Origin of the sequence: Bordetella genomosp. 13, from assembly GCF_007679965.1 — a bacterium.
In the GTDB taxonomy this organism is placed as follows: domain Bacteria; phylum Pseudomonadota; class Gammaproteobacteria; order Burkholderiales; family Burkholderiaceae_B; genus Bordetella.
Genome location: NZ_VEHL01000008.1, coordinates 329,161 through 347,935, shown reverse-complemented (window position 1 = coordinate 347,935; position 18,775 = coordinate 329,161). Strand labels below are relative to the sequence as shown.

Genomic DNA, 18,775 nt, shown 5'->3' with positions numbered 1-18,775 from the left:
CCACCCGCCAAAGGCGGACGCGGCCTGTGGCCAACGGTGTCACATATGTGGCGTAAGGACGCGACGAATCGTAACAAAACGACTGAATACATCAGCATATTACGTGCCCGAAACCAGATTACTGAACAAACAGGCACGGTTCAAGGCACTGCCAGGCACGAACGACGCGCTCGGCGGGCCGGCCCGCGTCTCACGAGCGCCCCGTCCAGGAAGCCCTCAGTCGACCTCGGCGCCCGATGCCTTCACCGCGGCGCCCCATTTCTCCACTTCCTTTTGAATGAACGCACCCGTAGCCGCGGGCGTCATGACCATCGGCTCGGCGCCGCGCTCGCGCAGGTAGGCCTGCATCTCGGGCGTGCCCAGGATCGCGCCGATGCGCTCGTTCAGCAGTGTGACGATGGGTTCGGGGGTGCCTTGCGGCGCGAGCACCGCAGCCCAGCCGATGGCCTCGAACCCCGGGTAGCCCGATTCCGCCACGGTCGGCACCTCCGGCATCTGCGGCAGGCGTTCGGCCGTCGTCACGGCAAGCGCGATCGCCTTGCCGCTTTGCACGTGCGGCATGCCGGCGGTGACGGAGTCGACCATCAGCGGCACCTGGTTGCCCAGAAAATCCGCCTGCGCCGGGCCGCTGCCCTTGTAGGGAATGTGGCGGATGTCCAGCTTGGCGGCGGCCTTGAACATCTCGGCCGACAGGTGCTGCGTGCCGCCGATGCCCGCGCTGGCGTAGGCCAGTTCGCCAGGCTGCGCTCGGGCCGTGTTGACCAGTTCGCCCATCGTCTTGATGCCCGCCTTGGGATTGGCCAGGAACATCAGCGGCACCGAGAACATGCCCGAGACCGGCGCGAAATCATCGGACAGGCTGTATTCCAGTTTCTTGTACAGCGTCTGGTTGACCGCCGCGGCGCTGCCCGCGACCACCAGCGTGTAGCCGTCGGCGGGCGCGCGTGCGGCCTGCGTCATGCCGATGTTGCTGCCCGCGCCGGCGCGGTTGTCGATGAAGACCGCCTGCTTCAGGTCACTTCCCAGCTTCTCGGCCAGGGCCCGCGCGAAGATGTCCGTGGCCTGTCCGGGCGGAAACGGCACGATCAGGCGGATGGCGTGGTCGGGATACTCGGCGTGCGCGGCGAAACTGGCCGCGGCCAGCGCGGCGCCGGCGATGAGGTGCTTGAACATGGCGGTCTCTCTCCAAAACAACCGGGCATTGTAGAAGATTGGCCGGCGCGGGTCCGGGCGCGCAAAAAGCAAGACAGCCGCCATTGCTGGCGGCTGTCTTCGTTCCCGATTGCGCGGGATGTCTTTGGTAGGCCCCCCGAGAGTCGAACTCGGCACCAACGGATTATGAGTCCGCTGCTCTAACCAGGCATGAGCTAGAGGCCCGAAAAGGGAGGCCGGCCGCGCGTCAACGCGGCCGGGCCGGCATCACTGCCCTTCCAGGAAGCTCTTGAGCTTGTCGGCGCGGCTGGGATGGCGCAGCTTGCGCAGTGCCTTGGCCTCTATTTGACGGATACGCTCGCGCGTGACGTCGAACTGCTTGCCGACTTCTTCCAGCGTCTGGTCGGTGCTCATTTCAATGCCGAAACGCATGCGCAGGACCTTCGCTTCCCGAGGGGTCAGGGAGTCTAGCACTTCCTTGACCACGTCGCGCATCGAACCATGCAGGGCCGCGTCGGACGGCGCCAGCGTGGACGTGTCCTCGATGAAATCGCCCAGGTGCGAATCGTCGTCGTCGCCGATGGGGGTTTCCATCGAGATCGGCTCCTTCGCGATCTTCAAGATCTTGCGGATCTTGTCCTCGGGCATGTCCATCTTCTGCGCCAGGGTCGCGGGATCGGGCTCGGCGCCCGTTTCCTGCAGGATCTGGCGGCTGATCCGGTTCATCTTGTTGATCGTTTCGATCATGTGGACCGGAATACGGATCGTGCGGGCCTGGTCGGCGATCGAGCGCGTGATGGCCTGGCGGATCCACCACGTGGCGTACGTGGAGAACTTGTAGCCGCGACGGTACTCGAACTTGTCCACGGCCTTCATCAGGCCGATGTTGCCTTCCTGGATCAGGTCCAGGAACTGCAGGCCGCGGTTCGTGTACTTCTTGGCGATCGAGATCACCAGGCGCAGGTTGGCCTCGGTCATTTCGCGCTTGGCCTTGCGGGCCTTGGCCTCGCCGGTGGCCATGCGCTTGTTGACGTCCTTCAGGTCCTTCAGCGGCAGCACCACGCGGGTCTGCAGGTCAATCAGCTTCTGCTGCAGTTCCTGCACGGCGGGGATCTGGCGCTCGAGGGTCTCGGCGTACGGATGGCCCGCGGCGACCTCGTCCAGGATCCACTGCATGTTGGTCTCGTTGCCGGGGAACACCTTCAGGAAGTGCGAGCGCGACATGCCGGCACGGTCCACGCAGGTATGCAGCACCGCGCGTTCCAACTGGCGCACTTCCTCGACCTGGGCACGCAGGGTGTCGGCCAGCTTCTCGACCATCTTGGCCGTGAAGCGAATGCCCATCAGCTCGTTCTGGATGGTTTCCTGGGCGCTGACGTAGGTCTCGGACTTGTAGCCGTCCTTCTCGTACGACTGGCGCATGCGGTCGAACTGGCGGCCGACCTCGTCGAACTTCGACAGGGCCTTCACGCGCAGGTCTTCCAACTGCTTGCTGGACATGCCGCCGGCCGGGCCTTCGTCGTTCTCGTCTTCCTCGGCCGACACGCCGGCGCCGGCGTATTCCTCGCCGTCTTCCGGATCGACCAGGCCATCGACCACTTCATCGATCTGCGCCTGGCTCTCGCGCACGCGGGTGACGTGGGTCAGGATCTCGTTGATCGTGGTCGGGCAGGCCGAGATGGCCATGACCATGTGCTTCAGGCCGTCCTCGATGCGCTTGGCGATCTCGATTTCGCCTTCGCGGGTCAGCAGCTCGACCGAGCCCATTTCGCGCATGTACATGCGCACGGGATCGGTGGTGCGGCCGAAATCGGAGTCGACGGTGGTCAGCGCGGCCTCGGCCTCGTCCTCGACGTCGTCGTCGTTCGAGGCCACGGGCGCGTTCTCGCTCATCAGCAGCGTCTCGGCGTCGGGGGCCTGGTCGTAGACCGCGATCCCCATGTCGCTGAACGTGCTGATGATGCCGTCGATGGCCTCGGCGTCGACCAGGTCATCGGGCAGGTGGTCGTTGATCTCGCCGTAGGTGAGATAGCCGCGGTCCTTGCCCAGCTTGATCAGCTGCTTGAGGCGGTTGCGCCGGGCTTCGTATTCTTCGGGCGACACGGGGCCGCGGGCGATCAGGTCCTTCGGATCGCCCTTGCCGCGCTTGCCGCCGCGCTTGGGCGGCTTGAGGTCCGGCAGGACCTCGCCGTCGCCGTCCATCGTGTCTTCGAAACCGTCGGAATCGTTGTTCGCGTTCTTGGCGGGACGGCCAGGACGGCGGCCGGTGCCGCCAGCCGCCGGACGTGCGGCCGCGACCAGGTCGGCCAGCTTGTCTTCAGCGGCCTTCTTGGCGCGAGTCGTCGCCGGCTTGTCGGCGGCAGCCACCTTCTTGGCGGCCGTCTTGGTCGCCGTCTTCGCGACCTTCACGGCAGCCTTGGCGGGCGCCTTCTCCGCCGCCTTGCTGGCGGTGCGGGCGCTGCCGGCTACCTTGGTCTGGACCTGGTCCGTATCGATTTCAGAGGTGGATTTGCCTGTGGATCTGGTCATAATCGCTTCCGTCGTCATCGCAACCCATATGTTGGGAGGCTGAGTCACCGTGCACGGCTCGCGCGATTGCGAAATGTCCGAACACGGGTAAAACCGGCAGCGTCCGCTGGAATCGCGCGTCCGCGTTGGGCGCGGAACGGCTCCGAGGAGCCCAGCCCTGTCCTTTCTGGCCCGCTCGGGGGCACAAGGACATGAGGCATCGCGTTTCCGTTCGATGCGTCCGACCGGGCAGCGGGGGAAGTTGTCGTGCCTGTTACAGGCTGGCCAGCTTGCCGGGATTTCCGCGGATCGCTGTTCGACGCAATACAACTTCCTGCCTCGCCGCCGGCAGCCGGAGCGGATCGAACCGCCTGACCTGCCGTCTGGCTATACTGCAAATACTGTCAAACCTGGTAATACGTACCGGATGCGTGCTCAAGCGGAATACTCCGCGAGCCATCTTCGGCATCGGGCAACCGAAAGCAACCACCGGCAACAAAATCCGAACTTCCCGGTCATGACCGGTAGCTTGGCGATGCGGCGCAAGCTGGCATGCATGCTTGCGCCTAAAAAATCCTGCGAGCCCACCCGGCATTGCTGCCAGGCCGGGCGCCCTGCCTGCCTTGCCACGGCTTTCGTTCGGGTTCTTGCGCGTGCAGGCCGACAAACCGGGCGCATGGGGCTCGCCGGAGGGCCGCCCGTTCCGCACACCGCCAAGCGACGCGTGCGTGACCGACCTGCCAACCCGGACTGCTGGCAGCCCTGTTCGTGCCCTTGGGTTGTACCACCTGGCGTATTGCCCATCGGACCGGCCGATGCTTGCATGGTGATGGCACAACCTCAAGACACAACCGAGCGCTGCCCTGCCGCCGCCGTTGCGCATCTGGCATATCTGGCTTTTTTCAGCCTGCCGCTTTTCAGCCCGCCGCTTTTCAGCCCGCCGCTTTTCAGCCCGCTCCTGCAACTGCCATACCGCCCAACTTTCCGCCCCGCTTTTTCAGCGGGCGCCGCGCCCATCGGCCCGTTTTACAAATGGCCATGAACGAAAACCCTAAATATTACCGCAATTAGGACGATCCCGCATTTTTTAAGACAAGCAAACGCGCCGACAGTTCCTGGTAGCGCAACCGCGCCTCGTCCGAACCCAGCCCCTGCCGAGCCAGGGCGTCGATCTCGGCCTTGATCGCCGCATATTCGATGCGCTGCAGCGCGTCGTTCCATTCGGCCTGCGGGTCGGGCAGGTCTTCCTGCGCCAGCAGTTCGGCGCGCAGCCCCTTCAGCGCCACGTACAGGTCGGAGTCGTCCTCCGCGGCCTCCAGCAAGGCGCCCAGGTGCCGGGCGCCACTGGTCTGCGCCAGCACGATCAGGTCCCGCACCAGGCCTAGATGGGGGGCATGGTCGATGACTTCAAGCTGCTGGTCGCCCATGCTGTCCACCAGTTCCGGATGGGCCAGCAGCAGGCACAGCAGACGGCGCGGCAGGGACGGCATGGTGCGGGGCCCTTCGTAGCCCTGCTCCTGGTCACGGCGCCCCTTCCAGTCGCCCTTGCCCTTGCCCTTCCAGTCGCCCTTGCCCTTCCAGTCGCCCTTCTTCCAGTCCCGCTTGCCGCCGCCCCCTCGCCAGGCGCCAGGGGCGCCCTGGCCGCCTGCCTGACCACCCTGCCGGCCGCCCTGGCCCGCATCGCCGCCATAAGGCTCGACGTCCGCGTAGGGCTCGGCATCGCCATAGTCCGGCACATAGCCGTCGGGCTCGAAGTGGCCGTCGTGGTCCCAGGCCGGCGGGCCGTCGGAATCGGATGCCGCCGCCGCCGGCTCGCCCCCGGAACGCCGTGCGGGAGAAGACGTGGGCGGCGCGGGCGCCTTCGCGGCACCTGCGCCCGCGGCGCTGCCAGGCAGCGGCCCGCGCGTGGCCTGCTGCCGAGCCAGCACCTGCGCCATTTCTTCGGGCGTGAGCATGACCTGGCGCGCCAGCTCGCGCTCGATCTGCAGGCGCAGCGCGCATTCCGGGATGCTCGCCAGCAAGGGACCGGCCTCGTGCAGGCAGCTGGCCCGCCCTTCGGCCTCTTCCATGTTGTGGCGCGACGCCAGTTCGTCCAGCAGGAAGCGCGATAGCGCCGACGCTTCGCCCAGGCTGGCGCGGAACCCCTCGCCGCCGAATTCCCGCACGTAAGAGTCCGGATCGTGATCGTCGGGCAGGAAGAGGAAACGGATGCTGATGTCGTCGCGCAGTACCGGCAGGCACGCCTGCAGCGCCCGCCAGGCGGCCCGCCGCCCGGCCTTGTCGCCGTCGAAGCTGAAGACGACCTTGTCGCTGGCGCGCAGCAGCTTCTTCACGTGGTCGGGCGTGGTGGCTGTGCCCAGCGTGGCCACGGCATTGGCGATGCCCAGTTGCGCCAGTCCGACCACGTCCATGTAGCCCTCGACCACGATCACCACGCCTTCCTGGCGGATGGCCTGGCGCGCCTCCCACATGCCGTAGAGTTCCTGTCCCTTGGAGAAGACCGGCGTCTCGGGAGAATTCAGGTACTTGGGCTCCCCCTTGCCGATGACGCGGCCGCCGAACCCCACCAGGGTGCCGCGCGCATTGCGGATCGGGAACATGACCCGCTCGCGGAAGCGGTCGTAGCGGCGGCCGTCCTCGGACTCGATGACCAGCCCCGCCTCGACCAGCGTGGGATCATCGTAGTTGTCGAAGACCTTGGACAGCCCGTGGCGGTCGGTGCCCGACCAGCCCAGCCCGAAATGGGCGGCGATCTGGCCCGTGAGGCCGCGCTCCTTGAGATAGGCGATGGCTTGCGGAGAAGCGCGCAGCAGGCGCAGGTAGTGCGCCTGCGCGGCATCCAGCACCTGCGTATGGCGTGACTCTTCCGCCTTGCGGCGAGCCGATTCGGCCTGCTGGCGAGGACTGCGAGGCTCTTCGGGAACCGTCATGCCCACCGAGCCGGCGAGCGAGCGCACGGCTTCGGGGAAGCTGGCGCCCGTATGTTCCATCAGGAACGTGATGGCGCTGCCATGGGCACCGCAGCCGAAGCAGTGATAGAACTGCTTCGTCGGGCTGACGGTGAAAGAAGGACTTTTTTCGTTGTGGAAGGGGCACAGGCCAAGCAGGTTGGCCCCACCCTTGCGCAACTGCACGTAGCGCCCGACGATGTCTGCGACATCGACCCGGGCGAGCAGATCCTGAATGAACGAGTCTGGGATCAAACCATTCTGGAATCAGGACGAGCCTGCGATCCTGCGAGGAGGATCAGTACAGGCGCGGGGGCAGTTGCTGGCTACGAATCCGCTTGTAGTGGCGCTTGACGGCGGCGGCATGCTTGCGCTTGCGCTCGGCCGTGGGCTTCTCGTAGAACTCGCGCGCGCGCAGCTCGGTGAGCAGTCCGGTCTTTTCGATGGTGCGCTTGAAGCGACGCAGAGCGGCTTCGAACGGTTCGTTTTCCTTCAGTCGAACGATAGGCATAGAGGTGGTTGGCCTGCTGTTTAAAGGGTAAAAGTTCATGCCCCGGCGAAATGGCTGGCCCATCGCGCACACCCGAAGGTGCACTGTGTGATGACCCAATCATGTTGCCTGGGCTGGGGACGTCGGCGGCAATTGCCGCACCGCCGCAGCCACAAAAAAAAGGCGAAAATCCCGATCCGCGGCAAAATTACCGATATCGGATCGGTGGTAACCCGAGAATTTAACACGGAACGCGGTCGGATTGCCAGTATTTCGCGATCAATCCGTCCGCGCCGAGGCGCTTATGCTACGCCGAGCCCTTGCGGATCCAGGCTTCGAGCTGGTGCGGCCGCAGGCTGTCGTAGTCTTCGAACGGCTGGTGGATCCACGGATTGGTGGGCAGCTTGTCGACGAAATAGTCGGGCGTGGCCTTGGAATGGCCCTTCCACCACAGCACGGCGCTGCGCAGTTCGGTGATGGCCGGGAACTGCGTCTTCAGGTGCTCGCACACCCGGTTGAACGTCAGTCCCGTATCGACCATGTCATCGACCAGCAGCACCTTGCCCTGCGGAGAGCCGCGGGTGATGGTGATGAACTGGGCGATGTCCAGGTCGCCCTGCTTGGTGCCGGCCGCCTCGCGATAGCTGCTGGTGGCCAGGATGCCCAGCGGCACGTCGAAGATGCGCGACATCACGTCGCCCACCCGTACGCCGCCGCGCGCCAGGCACAGGATCAGGTCGAACTGCCAGCCGGATTCGTACACCTGCAATGCCAGGCGCTCGGTCAGCCGGTGGTATTGGTCCCACGACACCCACAGGTCGCGGTCGGTGCTGGCTGGCTGCATGACGGTCTCCTCAGCCCTTCAGGGGATGACGCAGGACGATGGTTTCGTTGCGGTCGGGGCCGGTGGACACCAGGTCGATGGGCACGCCGCAGACTTCGGCCACGCGCTCGAGGTAGCGGCGGGCGTTGGCGGGCAGCTTGGCGTATTCGGTGATGCCGACGGTGGATTCGCTCCAGCCGGGCAGCTCCTCGAACACGGGCTGCGCCTGCGCCACGGCGTGGGCGCCGTACGGCAGCACGTCGCGAAACTCGCCGTTGACGCGGTAGCCGACGCCCAGCTGGATGGTTTCCAGGCCGTCCAGCACGTCGAGCTTGGTGATGCACAGGCCCGAGATGCCGTTCAGGCGCACCGAACGCTTGAGCGCGGCGCCGTCGAACCAGCCGCAGCGGCGCGGGCGGCCGGTGACCGAGCCGAATTCCTTGCCGATGGTGGCCAGGCGGGTGCCGATCTCGTCGACCAGTTCGGTCGGGAACGGGCCCGAGCCGACGCGCGTGGTGTAGGCCTTGGTGATGCCCAGCACATAGTGCAGTTGCTGCGGACCGACGCCGGCGCCGGCCGAGGCCGCGCCCGCCAGGCAGTTGCTGCTGGTGACGAACGGGTAGGTGCCGTGGTCGACGTCCAGCAGCGCGCCCTGCGCGCCTTCGAACAGCAGGCTCTTGCCTTCCTGCTGCAGCGCGTACAGGTTGCTGGAGACGTCCTTGACCATGGGAGCGATGGCGGGCGCCAGGGCCATGGCCTGGTCGCGCACTTCATTGGCCGACACGGCTTCGGCGCCCAGGTATTGGGTCAGCACGAAGTTGTGGTAATCCAGCAGCTCGGCCAGCTTCTCGTCGAACAGCGAGGGATTGAACAGGTCCTGCACGCGGATGGCGCGGCGGGCGACCTTGTCTTCATAGGCCGGGCCGATGCCGCGGCCCGTAGTGCCGATCTTGCCTTCGCCCTTGCGCGCTTCGCGGGCCTTGTCGACGGCCACGTGGTACGGCAGGATCAGCGGGCAGATCTCGGAGATCTGCAGGCGAGAACGCACGTCCAGGCCGGCCGCCTCGAGTTCCTGGATCTCGTTGAGCAGGGCCTCGGGCGACAGCACGACGCCATTGCCGATGAAGCAGGTGACGCCGGGATGCATGATGCCCGAGGGGATCAGGCGCAGGATGGTCTTCTTGCCGTTGATCCACAGCGTATGGCCCGCATTGTGGCCGCCCTGGAAACGGACGACGCCGGCCACGGATTCGGCCAGCAGGTCGACGATCTTGCCCTTGCCTTCGTCACCCCATTGGGTGCCGATCACGACTACGTTCTTGCTCATGGTGAAATCAGATCTAGAGTTTCTCGGGAAATCCGGAAATCTCCCCAAGGGCCCGCCCAGGCTGGACGGGGGTTAGGTGATTACTTCAAAAGCGTCACAGCGCCCGGACCGTCCAGACGCCGTCCTGCAGCGCCAGTTCGCGGTCGCAGACGAATTCGTCCTGGCCATGTTCGTGGCCGGGCAGCACCTGGACGACGATCTCGCCGGCGCGGCGCAGGGTGCGCACGGCGGCGGCCAAGGCCGGGTCCTGGCTCCAGGGCGCCCGCACCGCCTGCGCACGCTCGGCCGGCGGCAGGCCGGCGGCCAGCTTGCGCAGGTCGAGGCTGAAACCGGTGGCCGGGCGGGCCCGGCCGAACGCGCGGCTGACGTTGTCGTAGCGGCCGCCGCGCACCAGCGCGTCGTGCCAGCCCTCGGCGTAGACCGCGAACGTGGCGCCCGAGTGGTAGGCATAGCCGCCCACGTCGGCCAGGTCGATGCTGATGGCGACCTCGGGCAAGGCGTCGAGCAAGGTCTGCAGGCCGTCCAGCGCCTGGCCCAGGCCGGGCAGGGCCGGCAGGCGCTCGCGCGCCTGGACCAGCACCTCGGGGCCGCCATAGAGTTCAGTCAGGGTGCGCAGCGCGGCCAGCGTCTGCCCGGCCAACGGCGCCCCACCCTGCGCGAGTTCGGCCAGGCCGGGGCCGTCTTTCTCGCGCAGCAGCATGATGATGGCGTCGGCGTTGGCGCGCGCGGCCGGATCGGATTCGAGGATGGCGTGCAGCACGCCGGGATGGCACAGGTCGAGCCTGGGCTGGCGCACGCCGGCGATGTCCAGCGTCTCCAGCACCATGCGCAGGATCTCCAGGTCGGCCTCGACGCCGGCATGGCCGTAGATCTCGGCGCCGATCTGCAGCAGCTCGCGGCTGGACAGCAGGTCGGCCGGGCGGGCATGCAGCACGTTGCCGCAATAGCAGAGACGCGTGACGCTGGCGCGATTGAGCAGGTGCGCATCGATGCGCGTGACCTGCGTGGTCATGTCGGCGCGCACGCCCAGCGCGCGGCCGGACAGCTGGTCCACCAACTGACAGGTCTGCAGCGTGAGATCGCTGCCCGTGGCGGACAGCAGAGAATCGATGTATTCGACCAGGGGCGGCGCGACCAGCTCGAACCCGTACGTGCGGTACAGATCGAGCAGTTCGCGGCGCAACTCTTCGATGCGCCGGGCTTCGGCCGGCAAGACGTCGGCGAAGCCTTCGGGCAGCAACCAGTTACCCATGAAATTACCCGGATGACGCCCATGCGACGTGCGCGCGGGCGTTGCCAAAACAAAAACGGCTGAGGGGGCGTAAGCCCCGCTCAGCCGTGTGCGGAATGTTTTCTAGCTTACGCGGCATTATACATGCTCGCGCCGTCGGGTGCGTGACAAGGCCGGACCGCCCGCGGGCGGCCCGCCTGGCGACGCGGACTACTGGCGAGCGGCTTCGGGCGCCGCCGGCCTCGGACCCGGGTTCGGGTTCTTGAAGTAGTTGAAGAAGTCGGAGCTCGGATCCACCACCAGCACGTCGCCGGGCTTGGAGAAGGCCGAGCGGTAGGCTTCCAGGCTCTTGTAGTAGTCGTAGAACTCGGGGTTCTTGCCGAAGGCCTGCGCGTAGATGTTGCTGGCCTGCGCGTCGCCCTCGCCCATGGTGGCCTGCGCCTTGGCGTAGGCCTGAGCCACGATGACCTCGCGCTGGCGGTCGGCCTCGGCGCGGATCTTCTCGCTCTCGGCGGCGCCGATGGAACGCAGCTCGTTGGCCACGCGGTTGCGCTCGGCCTCCATGCGGCGGTACACCGACTCGGAAATCTCGGGCGCGAACTCGATGCGGCGCAGGCGCACGTCGACCACTTCCACGCCCAGCGGCTGGGCGCGGCGCGCCACGTTGGTCAGGATCTCGGCCATGACCTTGTCGCGCTGCGTGGAGACCACGTCGCTGACGGTGCGCACGTTGACCGACGCGTTCAGCGCGTCGCGGATCTGGGCCTGCAGGCGTTCCTGGGCGGCACGTTCGTTGCCGCCGAAGGTGACGTAGTACAGGCGCGGATCGGCGATGCGCCACTTGACGTACGAGTCGATCAGCAGGTTCTTCTTTTCGGAAGTCTGGATGCGCTCGGCGTCGGTGGACTCGATGGTGAGGATGCGCTTGTCGATGGTGACGACGTTCTGGAACGGCGGCGGCAGCTTGAAGTACAGGCCGGGCTCGCTGATGATCTTGCGGACTTCGCCCAGCGAGAACACCAGGGCGTAGTCGCGCTCGCGCACGGTGAAGACGCAGGAAGACAGGGCGGCCAGAGCGATGAGCAATCCGACCAGGATGGGCATGAGACGTTGCATGATCCGGATTCCTCGGTTAGCGCGACATACGGTCGCGGGTCAGCGTATTGGCGCTGCTGGCGCCGGCGTTGCCGCCGGCCGAGGATGCGGAACCCGCGCTGGACGGACGCTGCGGCGCGGCCGGCACGGCCGGCGCGTTGGCGCCGGGCAGGCCGAAACTGGACTGGCCCGACGGCTTGCCGCCTTCCTTGGCCGTCTGCTGCATGATCTTGTCCAGCGGCAGGTACAGCATGTTGTTGTTGCTGCGCGAGTCCACCATGACCTTGCTGGCGTTGGTGAAGACCTCCTGCATGGTCTCGAGGTACATGCGCTGGCGCATGGTCTGCGGCGACTTCTCGTACTCGGTCAGGATGGACGCGAAGCGCGCGGCATTACCCTGCGCGTCGCCGACCACCTTGGCCTTGTAGCCCTCGGCCTGCTCGACCATGCGCGAGGCCTGGCCGGAGGCCAGCGGCACGACGCCGTTGGCGTAGGCCTGGCCTTCGTTGATCTGGCGCTCGCGATCCTGCCCGGCCTTGACGGCGTCGTCGAACGCGGCCTGCACCTGCTCGGGCGGCTGCACGTTCTGGATGGCCACGGTGCTGACCTGGATGCCGGCCGCGTAGCGGTCGAGGATCTGCTGCATCAGGGTCTGGACCTCGGTGGCGACCTCGGTACGGCCCTCGTACAGCACGAAGTCCATGGGCTTCTTGCCGACGATCTCGCGCATGGCGGTCTCGGACGCCTGGCGCACCGAGTCGTCGGGGTCGCGCATCTTGAACAGGTAGTCCGGGGCGCCGTCGGCGCGCAGGCGGTACTGCACCACGAACTGCATGTCGACGATGTTCTCGTCGGTGGTCAGCATCAGCGCCTCGGGCAGGACCTTGTTGCGGGCGTTGCCGCGGAAGCCCACCTCGAACGTGCGCAGCTGCGAGATGTTGACCATCTCGTGGCTTTGGACCGGATACGGCATGCGCCACTGGAAGCCCGCGGGCGCGGTGCTCTTGTACTTGCCGAACTGCGTGACGACGGCGACCTGGCCTTCCTGGACGATGAAGAAGCCGCTGGCCAGCCACAGGGCGACCAGGATGGCGACGATCACACCCAGGCCGATGCGCGCGCCGCGCGGCGATGGCGGCGTGACGCCACCGCCCCGATTGGGCCGGTTTCCGCCACCGCCGCCGCGGCGGCCGAACAAGGCGCCGATGCGGTTGTTGAAGTCTCGCCAGACCTCGTCGAGATCGGGAGGACCGTCTTCGTTCTTGGGACGGCGCGGCGGCTCGGAGCCGTTGTTGTTGCCGCGTCCCCAGCCCGGGTCATTCAGATTGAAGAGTTTGATGATTCGACGCATTGTTTCCCACAATCTGGCCGGTTTCTGCAATTGCCCCGCGCAACGCATCCAGACCGGCGCGCTCGGTAGCGCTTACGAATATGCGCGCAATCGTACCATGTGCATCACGCTCGACCCTGGGCTCCATGCCAGCCCTGTCGATCTTGTTGTAGACCAGGATTGTCGGAATTTGTGCCGCGCCGATCTCGGCCAGCACCTTGTTCACCTCGAATATCTGTTCGTCGCGCTGCGCGCTGGCGGCGTCGACCACGTGCAGCAGCAGGTCGGCGTGCACCGTTTCCTCCAGCGTGGCGCGGAACGCCGCGATCAGTTTGGTCGGCAGGTCGCGGATGAAACCCACGGTGTCGGACAACACGACATTGCCCGCCCCTTCGATCCAGATGCGGCGCGTGGTGGTGTCCAGCGTGGCGAACAGCTGGTCGGCCGCGTAGGCGCCGGCGCGGGTCATGGCGTTGAACAGCGTGGACTTGCCGGCGTTGGTGTAGCCCACGAGCGAGACCGACAGCGCACCGCCGCGCGCGCGGGCGCGCCGCTGCGTGACGCGCTGGCGCTCGACGCGGTCCAGGCGCTCGCGCAGCACCTTGACCTTGTCGCCGATGATGCGGCGGTCCATTTCGAGCTGGGCCTCGCCGGGACCGCGCATGCCGATGCCGCCGCGCTGCCGTTCGAGGTGGGACCACATGCGCGTCAGGCGCGTGGCCAGGTGCTGAAGCTGCGCCAGCTCGACCTGCAGCTTGCCCTCGTGGCTCTTGGCGCGCAGCGCGAAGATGTCCAGGATGAGCGCGACGCGGTCGACCACGCGCAGGTTGAATTCGCGTTCGAGGTTGCGCTGCTGGGCGGGCGACAGCGGCTGGTCGAACAGGATGATGTCGACCAGCTGCGCACGCGCCATCATGACCGCTTCCTCGACCTTGCCCGAGCCGATGAAGAACTTGGCGTCGGGAGTGTCGCGCCGCGCCGTGAGGATGCCGGTGATCTCGGCTCCGGCGCCACGCGCCAGCATGGCGAACTCGTCGGCATGCGCGGCGTGGTCCGGGCTGCCGAGGTCGACGCTGATGATCAATGCACGCATGCTTGGATGGTCTCTCTTGCCGGAAAGTGAGCGCCGGCACGCAATATCGAAGCCCAGCGAAAATGCCCGCCTGCGCGAAACGCGCGGCGGGCAATTTGGGGTACTACCGGATCAGGCTGGTTATTCAGCAGGAACTTCCACCTGGAAATTGACGGCCCTGGCAGGAACCACGGTGGAGATGGCGTGCTTGTAGACCATCTGGGTGACCGTGTTGCGCAGCAGGACCACGTATTGGTCGAACGATTCGATTTGCCCTTGAAGCTTGATACCGTTCACGAGGTAGATGGACACGGGCACATGTTCTTTGCGCAGCGTGTTGAGGAACGGATCTTGCAGAGTTTGCCCTTTATTGCTCATTGGCCAGGCTCCTTTTGTTTTGGATAACGGCAGCAGACGCCGGAATTGGTACTCTACAGGGTTTTCCCGCCCTGTGCCACTTGGCCCAGGGAGCAAGATGACACCAGAGTTTTCAGCCCGCAACCAGTGCCCGCAAGGCTTCGAGCAACGTGGTGCATTGGGGTTCCGTACCGACGGTGATGCGCAGGAATTGGTCGATGCGCGGCTGCTTGAAATGGCGCACGATGATGCTGCGTTCGCGCAGCCCGGCGGCCAGGCCGGCACCGTCGTGCGCGGGGTGCCGCGCGAACACGAAATTGGCCGCCGAGGGCAGCACTTCGAAGCCCAGTTCCTGCAGGCCCGCGGTCATGCGCGCGCGGGTTTCCATCACGGACTTGCGGGTGCGCTCGAAGTGGCCCGCGTCGTCCAGCGCGGCGGAGGCACCGGCCTCGGCCACCCGGTCGATCGGATAGGAATTGAAGCTGTTCTTCACGCGCTGCAGGCCGTCGATGAGCGCCTCGTTGCCGATGGCGAAGCCCACGCGCAGGCCCGCCAGCGAGCGCGACTTGGACAAGGTCTGCACGACCAGCAGGTTCTCGTGGCGCTCGACCAGCGGGGCGGCCGACTGCGCGCCGAAATCGACGTAGGCCTCGTCGACCACCACCACGCATTGCGGGTTGGCGGCGACGATGCGTTCCACGTCGCCCAGCTCGAGCGCGCGGCCCGTGGGCGCGTTCGGATTCGGGAAGATGATGCCGCCGGCGGGACCGCCGTCACCCGCCCCGGGCAGATAGTCGGCGGGGTCGATGCGGAAGTCGTCGGTCAGCGGCACGGTCTGGGCCGTGACGCCGTACAGGCCGCAGTACACCGGATAGAAGCTGTAGCTGATATCCGGGAAGCGCAGCGGCCGGGCCTGCTGGAAGAAGGCATGGAAGACGTGCGCCAGCACCTCGTCGGAGCCGTTGCCCACGAACACCTGTTCGGGCCGCACGCCCGCGCTGGCCGCGGCGGCCTGGCGCAGGCGGTCGGAGGCCGGATCGGGGTACAGGCGCATCGCGTCGTCGCACGCGTCGCGCATGGCCTGCAGGGCGCGCGGCGACGGGCCGTAGGGGTTCTCGTTGGTGTTGAGCTTGACGAGGTTGGTCAGCTTCGGCTGCTCGCCCGGTACGTACGGGCTGAGCGTGCCCACCACGGGGCTCCAGTAACGGCTCATAGTGCTTCCTTGGCGCTCACGCGCCGTCTCCACGGGGATTACTTGTCGTCCGCGTACGGATTGTGCGAGGACTTGAACTCGATGCGCAGCGGCGTGCCGGCCAGCTTGAAGGCCTCGCGGAAGCGCGTTTCGAGATAGCGGCGGTACGAATCCGGGATGGCGTCCAGCGCGTTGCCGTGAATGATGACCAGCGGCGGGTTCTGGCCGCCCTGGTGGGCGTAGCGCATCTTGGGACGGAAGATGCCCTTGCGCGGAGGCTGCTGCTGCTCGACGGCGAGCTGCAGCTCGCGCGTGAGCTTCGGCGTGGACAGCTTGGCGAAGGCGGCGGCGTGGGCCGAATTGACCGACTTCATCAAGGGCTTGATGCCCGTGCCCTTCAGCGCAGAGATGGTGTGCACGTTGGCGAACGACAGGAAACGCAGCTTGCGCTGGAACTCGCGCTCGATCTGCTCGCGCTGGTCCAGGCTCAGGCCGTCCCACTTGTTGATGGCCACCACCACGGCGCGGCCCGTCTCGAGCACGAAGCCGGCGATGTGGGCGTCCTGCTCGGACACTTCGGTCTGGGCATCCAGCACCAGCACCACCACGTTGCAGGCCTCGATGGCCTGCAGGGTCTTGATGACCGAGAACTTCTCGATGGCCTCGAACACCTTGCCGCGCTTGCGCAGGCCGGCGGTGTCGATCAGCGTGTAGCGCTTGCCGTCGCGGTCGAAGTCGATCTCGATGGCGTCGCGCGTGGTACCCGGCATGTCGAACGCGATGACGCGCTCTTCGCCGATCAGGGTGTTGATCAGCGTGGACTTGCCCACGTTGGGCCGGCCCACGATGGCCAGCTTGATGCGGTGATCGGGCCCGCCCTCGCCTTCCGGCATCTCGGGCTCTTCGTCGACGGGCACCAGGTCGCGCAGCGCGGTCTCGATGAGGTCGACGATGCCGTCGCCGTGGGCGGCGGAAATGGGATTGGGCTGGCCCAGGCCCAGCTCGTGGAAGTCGCCCGTGGCGGCGCCCGTGCCCATGCCTTCGGCCTTGTTGACCGCCAGAACCACGCGCTGCTGGCCGGACTTGCGCAGCAGGCGGGCGATCTCGTGGTCGTGCGCGTTGACGCCCGCGCGGGCATCGACCAGGAACACGACGACGTCGGCCTCGGCGATGGCCTGGCGCGTCTGGCGCGCCATCTCCATCATGATGCCGGTCTTGGCCACCGGTTCGAAGCCGCCCGTGTCGATGACGATGAACGGGGTGTCGCCCACCCTGCCCTCGCCGTAGTGGCGGTCGCGCGTCAGGCCGGCGTAGTCGGCCACCAGCGCGGCGCGCGAACGCGTCAGGCGGTTGAAGAGGGTCGATTTACCGACGTTGGGACGGCCGACCAGGGCGACGACAGGCTTGAAGGACACAGTAGGTAGGAAACGGAGAACGGGTTGGTTATTTGATGCCGATCATGACCAGATCGCCATCGCCGGTCTGCACCAGCACGCCTTGCGACGTGGCTTGCGGCGGAGACACGATGGGGTCGCTGCCCACCGACAGGCGCGCCAGCAGGCCGCCGTCGCTGCGCGACAGGAAATGCACGTAGCCGTCGAGGTCGCCCACCGCGACCGCACCGCCGTACGACGCCGGGACGGTGAGCGCGCGGTTGCGCAGCGCGGCCTGGCGCCACAGGCTGGCGCCGGTGTCCAGCGCGAAGGCATTGACCACGCTGTGCTGGTCGGACGAGTACGCGGCGCGGTCGTCGACGGACAGGCCCGTGGAGCTGGAGAAGTCCTTGCTCCAGAGAGGGCGGCCGCCGGCGGACACGTCGAAGCACACGGCGCGGCCCTGGTAGGCCACGGCGCACAGCAGGCGGCCGGCCAGCGCGGGCGCGCCGACGACGTCGGTCAGGCGCTCGAGGTCGCTGGCGCCCTTGGGCGTGGCGACGGTGCCTTCCCACTGGACGTTGCCGCTGTTCAGGTTGATGGCCATCATCTTGCCGCCCGGCAGGCCGGTGATGACCAGGCCCTGGGCGATGACCAGTTGGGCGGCGCTGCGCAAGGCCAGCGCGGGACCGGGGCGCTGCAGGCTCCAGAGGCGGTCGCCGGAGTTGGCGTCGAAGGCCTGCACGCGGTAGTCGCCGCTGCGGACCACCACGACGCCGTCGCCGACGACCGGGGGCACGGTGACTTCGCTGGTGGCCTGCGCCTTCCACTTGACCTTGCCGCTGTCGTCGAATGCGATGAGCTGGCCGGTCGGCGTGGCCACGACGGTGACGCTGCCGCTACTGGCCGCGCCGGCCGACAGCTTGGTGTCCGCCGACACGCGCCACAGCGCGCGGCCGCTGAGCAGGTCGAACTTGCCCACGCGGCCATCGGGCGTGGCGGCATAGATGGCGTCGCCGACCACCGTGGGCACGAAGCCCAGGCCGGAACCGCTGCCGATGGAGGCCTTCCAGGTGGCGTTGACCGAGATGCCGGGCTTGTAGTCGGTGAGTTCGACGGGCGCATAGCGCGTGTCGTCGCTGCCGAACATGGAGCAACCGCCCAGCAACGCAATGCCGGACAGGACCAGGGCGCCGCGCCAGGAGCGGCCGAAACGGGGGAAGCGCATCACTATCAGGCTCCGCTCAGGGCATCGAGTTTCAGTTGCACGATCTGCGTCAGGGGATGGGCCGCGCCCAGCGCCTGCAGCGCGGTCTTCCACGCGTCGCGCGCTTCGTCACGCTTGCCCTGCGCCGCCAGGACGTCGCCCCGGCGGTCGGCGTACAGCGCGGCGAAGGCAGCCGGCGGATTCTCCAGTTGCTTCAGCGCCTGGTCGTATTGCTTCTGGTCCAGCAGCAGGCCCGCCAGGCGCAGGCGCGCCACGGGCTGCAGCGCGGTCTGCTTGGACTGGCCGGCCAGCCATTCGAGCTGCTGGCGCGCGCCGTCGGTGTCCTTCTGATCGCTCAGGGCCTGGGCGGCGATGAGCGCGCCGCGGCCGGCGTAACCGGTGGACGGATAGTCGTTGCGCAGCGTCTGGGCCGCGGCCTTGATGCGCGCGGCGGAGTCGGCCCCGCCCAGGCGGGCCGCGTCTTCGAGGGCCTCGAAGTAGCCCATGGCCTGGTTGGCGCGATAGCTTTGATAGGCGCGCCAGCCGGACCAGCCCGCCGCCGCCACGGCGGCAACGGTGACGACGATGGTGACTAGCATGCCGTAGCGCGCCCACCACGCCTTCAGCGCGTCGAGTTTTTCCTGTTCTTCGAGATCGTATGCCATTGCTG

Annotated in this window: 16 protein-coding genes and 1 tRNA gene; 1 reads left to right on the top strand and 16 read right to left on the bottom strand. The window is 67.0% G+C overall.

Annotated elements, in window-relative coordinates:
* Positions 1 to 216: 216 nt before the first annotated feature.
* The 3 genes from FS845_RS20070 to rpoD form a co-directional block, all read right to left on the bottom strand.
* On the bottom strand, positions 217 to 1,173 hold the full coding sequence (locus tag FS845_RS20070; RefSeq protein WP_144638612.1) for a tripartite tricarboxylate transporter substrate binding protein: 957 nt from the start codon (positions 1,171 to 1,173) through the stop codon (positions 217 to 219).
* Between the two features lie 125 nt (positions 1,174 to 1,298).
* Positions 1,299 to 1,377, bottom strand: a tRNA-Ile gene (locus FS845_RS20065).
* Between the two features lie 42 nt (positions 1,378 to 1,419).
* Positions 1,420 to 3,681, bottom strand: a complete 2,262-nt coding sequence (gene rpoD / locus FS845_RS20060) for an RNA polymerase sigma factor RpoD (RefSeq protein WP_144638610.1) — start codon at positions 3,679 to 3,681, stop codon at positions 1,420 to 1,422.
* Between the two features lie 802 nt (positions 3,682 to 4,483).
* Between rpoD and FS845_RS20055 the strand changes: the two genes are divergently transcribed.
* On the top strand, positions 4,484 to 4,702 hold the full coding sequence (locus FS845_RS20055; RefSeq protein WP_144638608.1) for a hypothetical protein: 219 nt from the start codon (positions 4,484 to 4,486) through the stop codon (positions 4,700 to 4,702).
* A gap of 25 nt (positions 4,703 to 4,727) precedes the next feature.
* Here the strand turns inward: FS845_RS20055 and dnaG are convergent, their stop codons facing one another.
* From dnaG to FS845_RS19990, 13 genes are all read right to left on the bottom strand, one after another.
* Positions 4,728 to 6,863 carry a DNA primase gene (dnaG, locus tag FS845_RS20050; RefSeq protein WP_144638606.1) on the bottom strand — a complete coding sequence of 712 codons (2,136 nt, stop codon included), beginning with the start codon at positions 6,861 to 6,863 and terminating at the stop codon, positions 4,728 to 4,730.
* Positions 6,864 to 6,906: 43 nt separating this feature from the next.
* Positions 6,907 to 7,119, bottom strand: coding sequence for a 30S ribosomal protein S21 (gene rpsU / locus FS845_RS20045; protein WP_066130597.1), 213 nt, complete (start codon positions 7,117 to 7,119; stop codon positions 6,907 to 6,909).
* A 286-nt stretch (positions 7,120 to 7,405) separates the two neighbouring features.
* The gene (locus FS845_RS20040; RefSeq protein WP_144638604.1) at positions 7,406 to 7,942 is read right to left on the bottom strand and encodes a phosphoribosyltransferase; all 537 of its coding nucleotides are present in this window, start codon (positions 7,940 to 7,942) and stop codon (positions 7,406 to 7,408) included.
* A gap of 10 nt (positions 7,943 to 7,952) precedes the next feature.
* Positions 7,953 to 9,248 (bottom strand): adenylosuccinate synthase, encoded by a 1,296-nt coding sequence (locus tag FS845_RS20035; RefSeq protein WP_144638602.1) that lies wholly within the window; start codon positions 9,246 to 9,248, stop codon positions 7,953 to 7,955.
* 94 nt (positions 9,249 to 9,342) lie between these two features.
* Positions 9,343 to 10,500: an ATP phosphoribosyltransferase regulatory subunit gene (locus FS845_RS20030; RefSeq protein WP_144638600.1), complete on the bottom strand. Its 1,158-nt coding sequence runs from the start codon at positions 10,498 to 10,500 to the stop codon at positions 9,343 to 9,345.
* Positions 10,501 to 10,689: 189 nt separating this feature from the next.
* The gene (gene hflC, locus FS845_RS20025) at positions 10,690 to 11,595 is read right to left on the bottom strand and encodes a protease modulator HflC (protein WP_144638598.1); all 906 of its coding nucleotides are present in this window, start codon (positions 11,593 to 11,595) and stop codon (positions 10,690 to 10,692) included.
* 16 nt (positions 11,596 to 11,611) lie between these two features.
* On the bottom strand, positions 11,612 to 12,925 hold the full coding sequence (gene hflK / locus FS845_RS20020) for an FtsH protease activity modulator HflK (protein ID WP_144638596.1): 1,314 nt from the start codon (positions 12,923 to 12,925) through the stop codon (positions 11,612 to 11,614).
* Positions 12,891 to 13,997 carry a GTPase HflX gene (gene hflX / locus FS845_RS20015; protein WP_144638594.1) on the bottom strand — a complete coding sequence of 369 codons (1,107 nt, stop codon included), beginning with the start codon at positions 13,995 to 13,997 and terminating at the stop codon, positions 12,891 to 12,893. The genes hflK and hflX overlap by 35 nt, the downstream gene beginning before the upstream one ends.
* A gap of 120 nt (positions 13,998 to 14,117) precedes the next feature.
* Positions 14,118 to 14,354, bottom strand: a complete 237-nt coding sequence (gene hfq, locus FS845_RS20010) for an RNA chaperone Hfq (RefSeq protein WP_003810707.1) — start codon at positions 14,352 to 14,354, stop codon at positions 14,118 to 14,120.
* Positions 14,355 to 14,466: 112 nt separating this feature from the next.
* Positions 14,467 to 15,546: a histidinol-phosphate transaminase gene (gene hisC / locus FS845_RS20005; protein ID WP_144638592.1), complete on the bottom strand. Its 1,080-nt coding sequence runs from the start codon at positions 15,544 to 15,546 to the stop codon at positions 14,467 to 14,469.
* Between the two features lie 38 nt (positions 15,547 to 15,584).
* Entirely contained in the window at positions 15,585 to 16,940 is a 1,356-nt protein-coding gene (gene der, locus FS845_RS20000) for a ribosome biogenesis GTPase Der (RefSeq protein ID WP_144638590.1), read from the bottom strand.
* A gap of 28 nt (positions 16,941 to 16,968) precedes the next feature.
* Positions 16,969 to 18,129 carry an outer membrane protein assembly factor BamB gene (gene bamB / locus FS845_RS19995; protein WP_186332352.1) on the bottom strand — a complete coding sequence of 387 codons (1,161 nt, stop codon included), beginning with the start codon at positions 18,127 to 18,129 and terminating at the stop codon, positions 16,969 to 16,971.
* A gap of 2 nt (positions 18,130 to 18,131) precedes the next feature.
* Positions 18,132 to 18,770: a YfgM family protein gene (locus FS845_RS19990; protein ID WP_144638587.1), complete on the bottom strand. Its 639-nt coding sequence runs from the start codon at positions 18,768 to 18,770 to the stop codon at positions 18,132 to 18,134.
* Between the last annotated feature and the right edge of the window lie 5 nt (positions 18,771 to 18,775).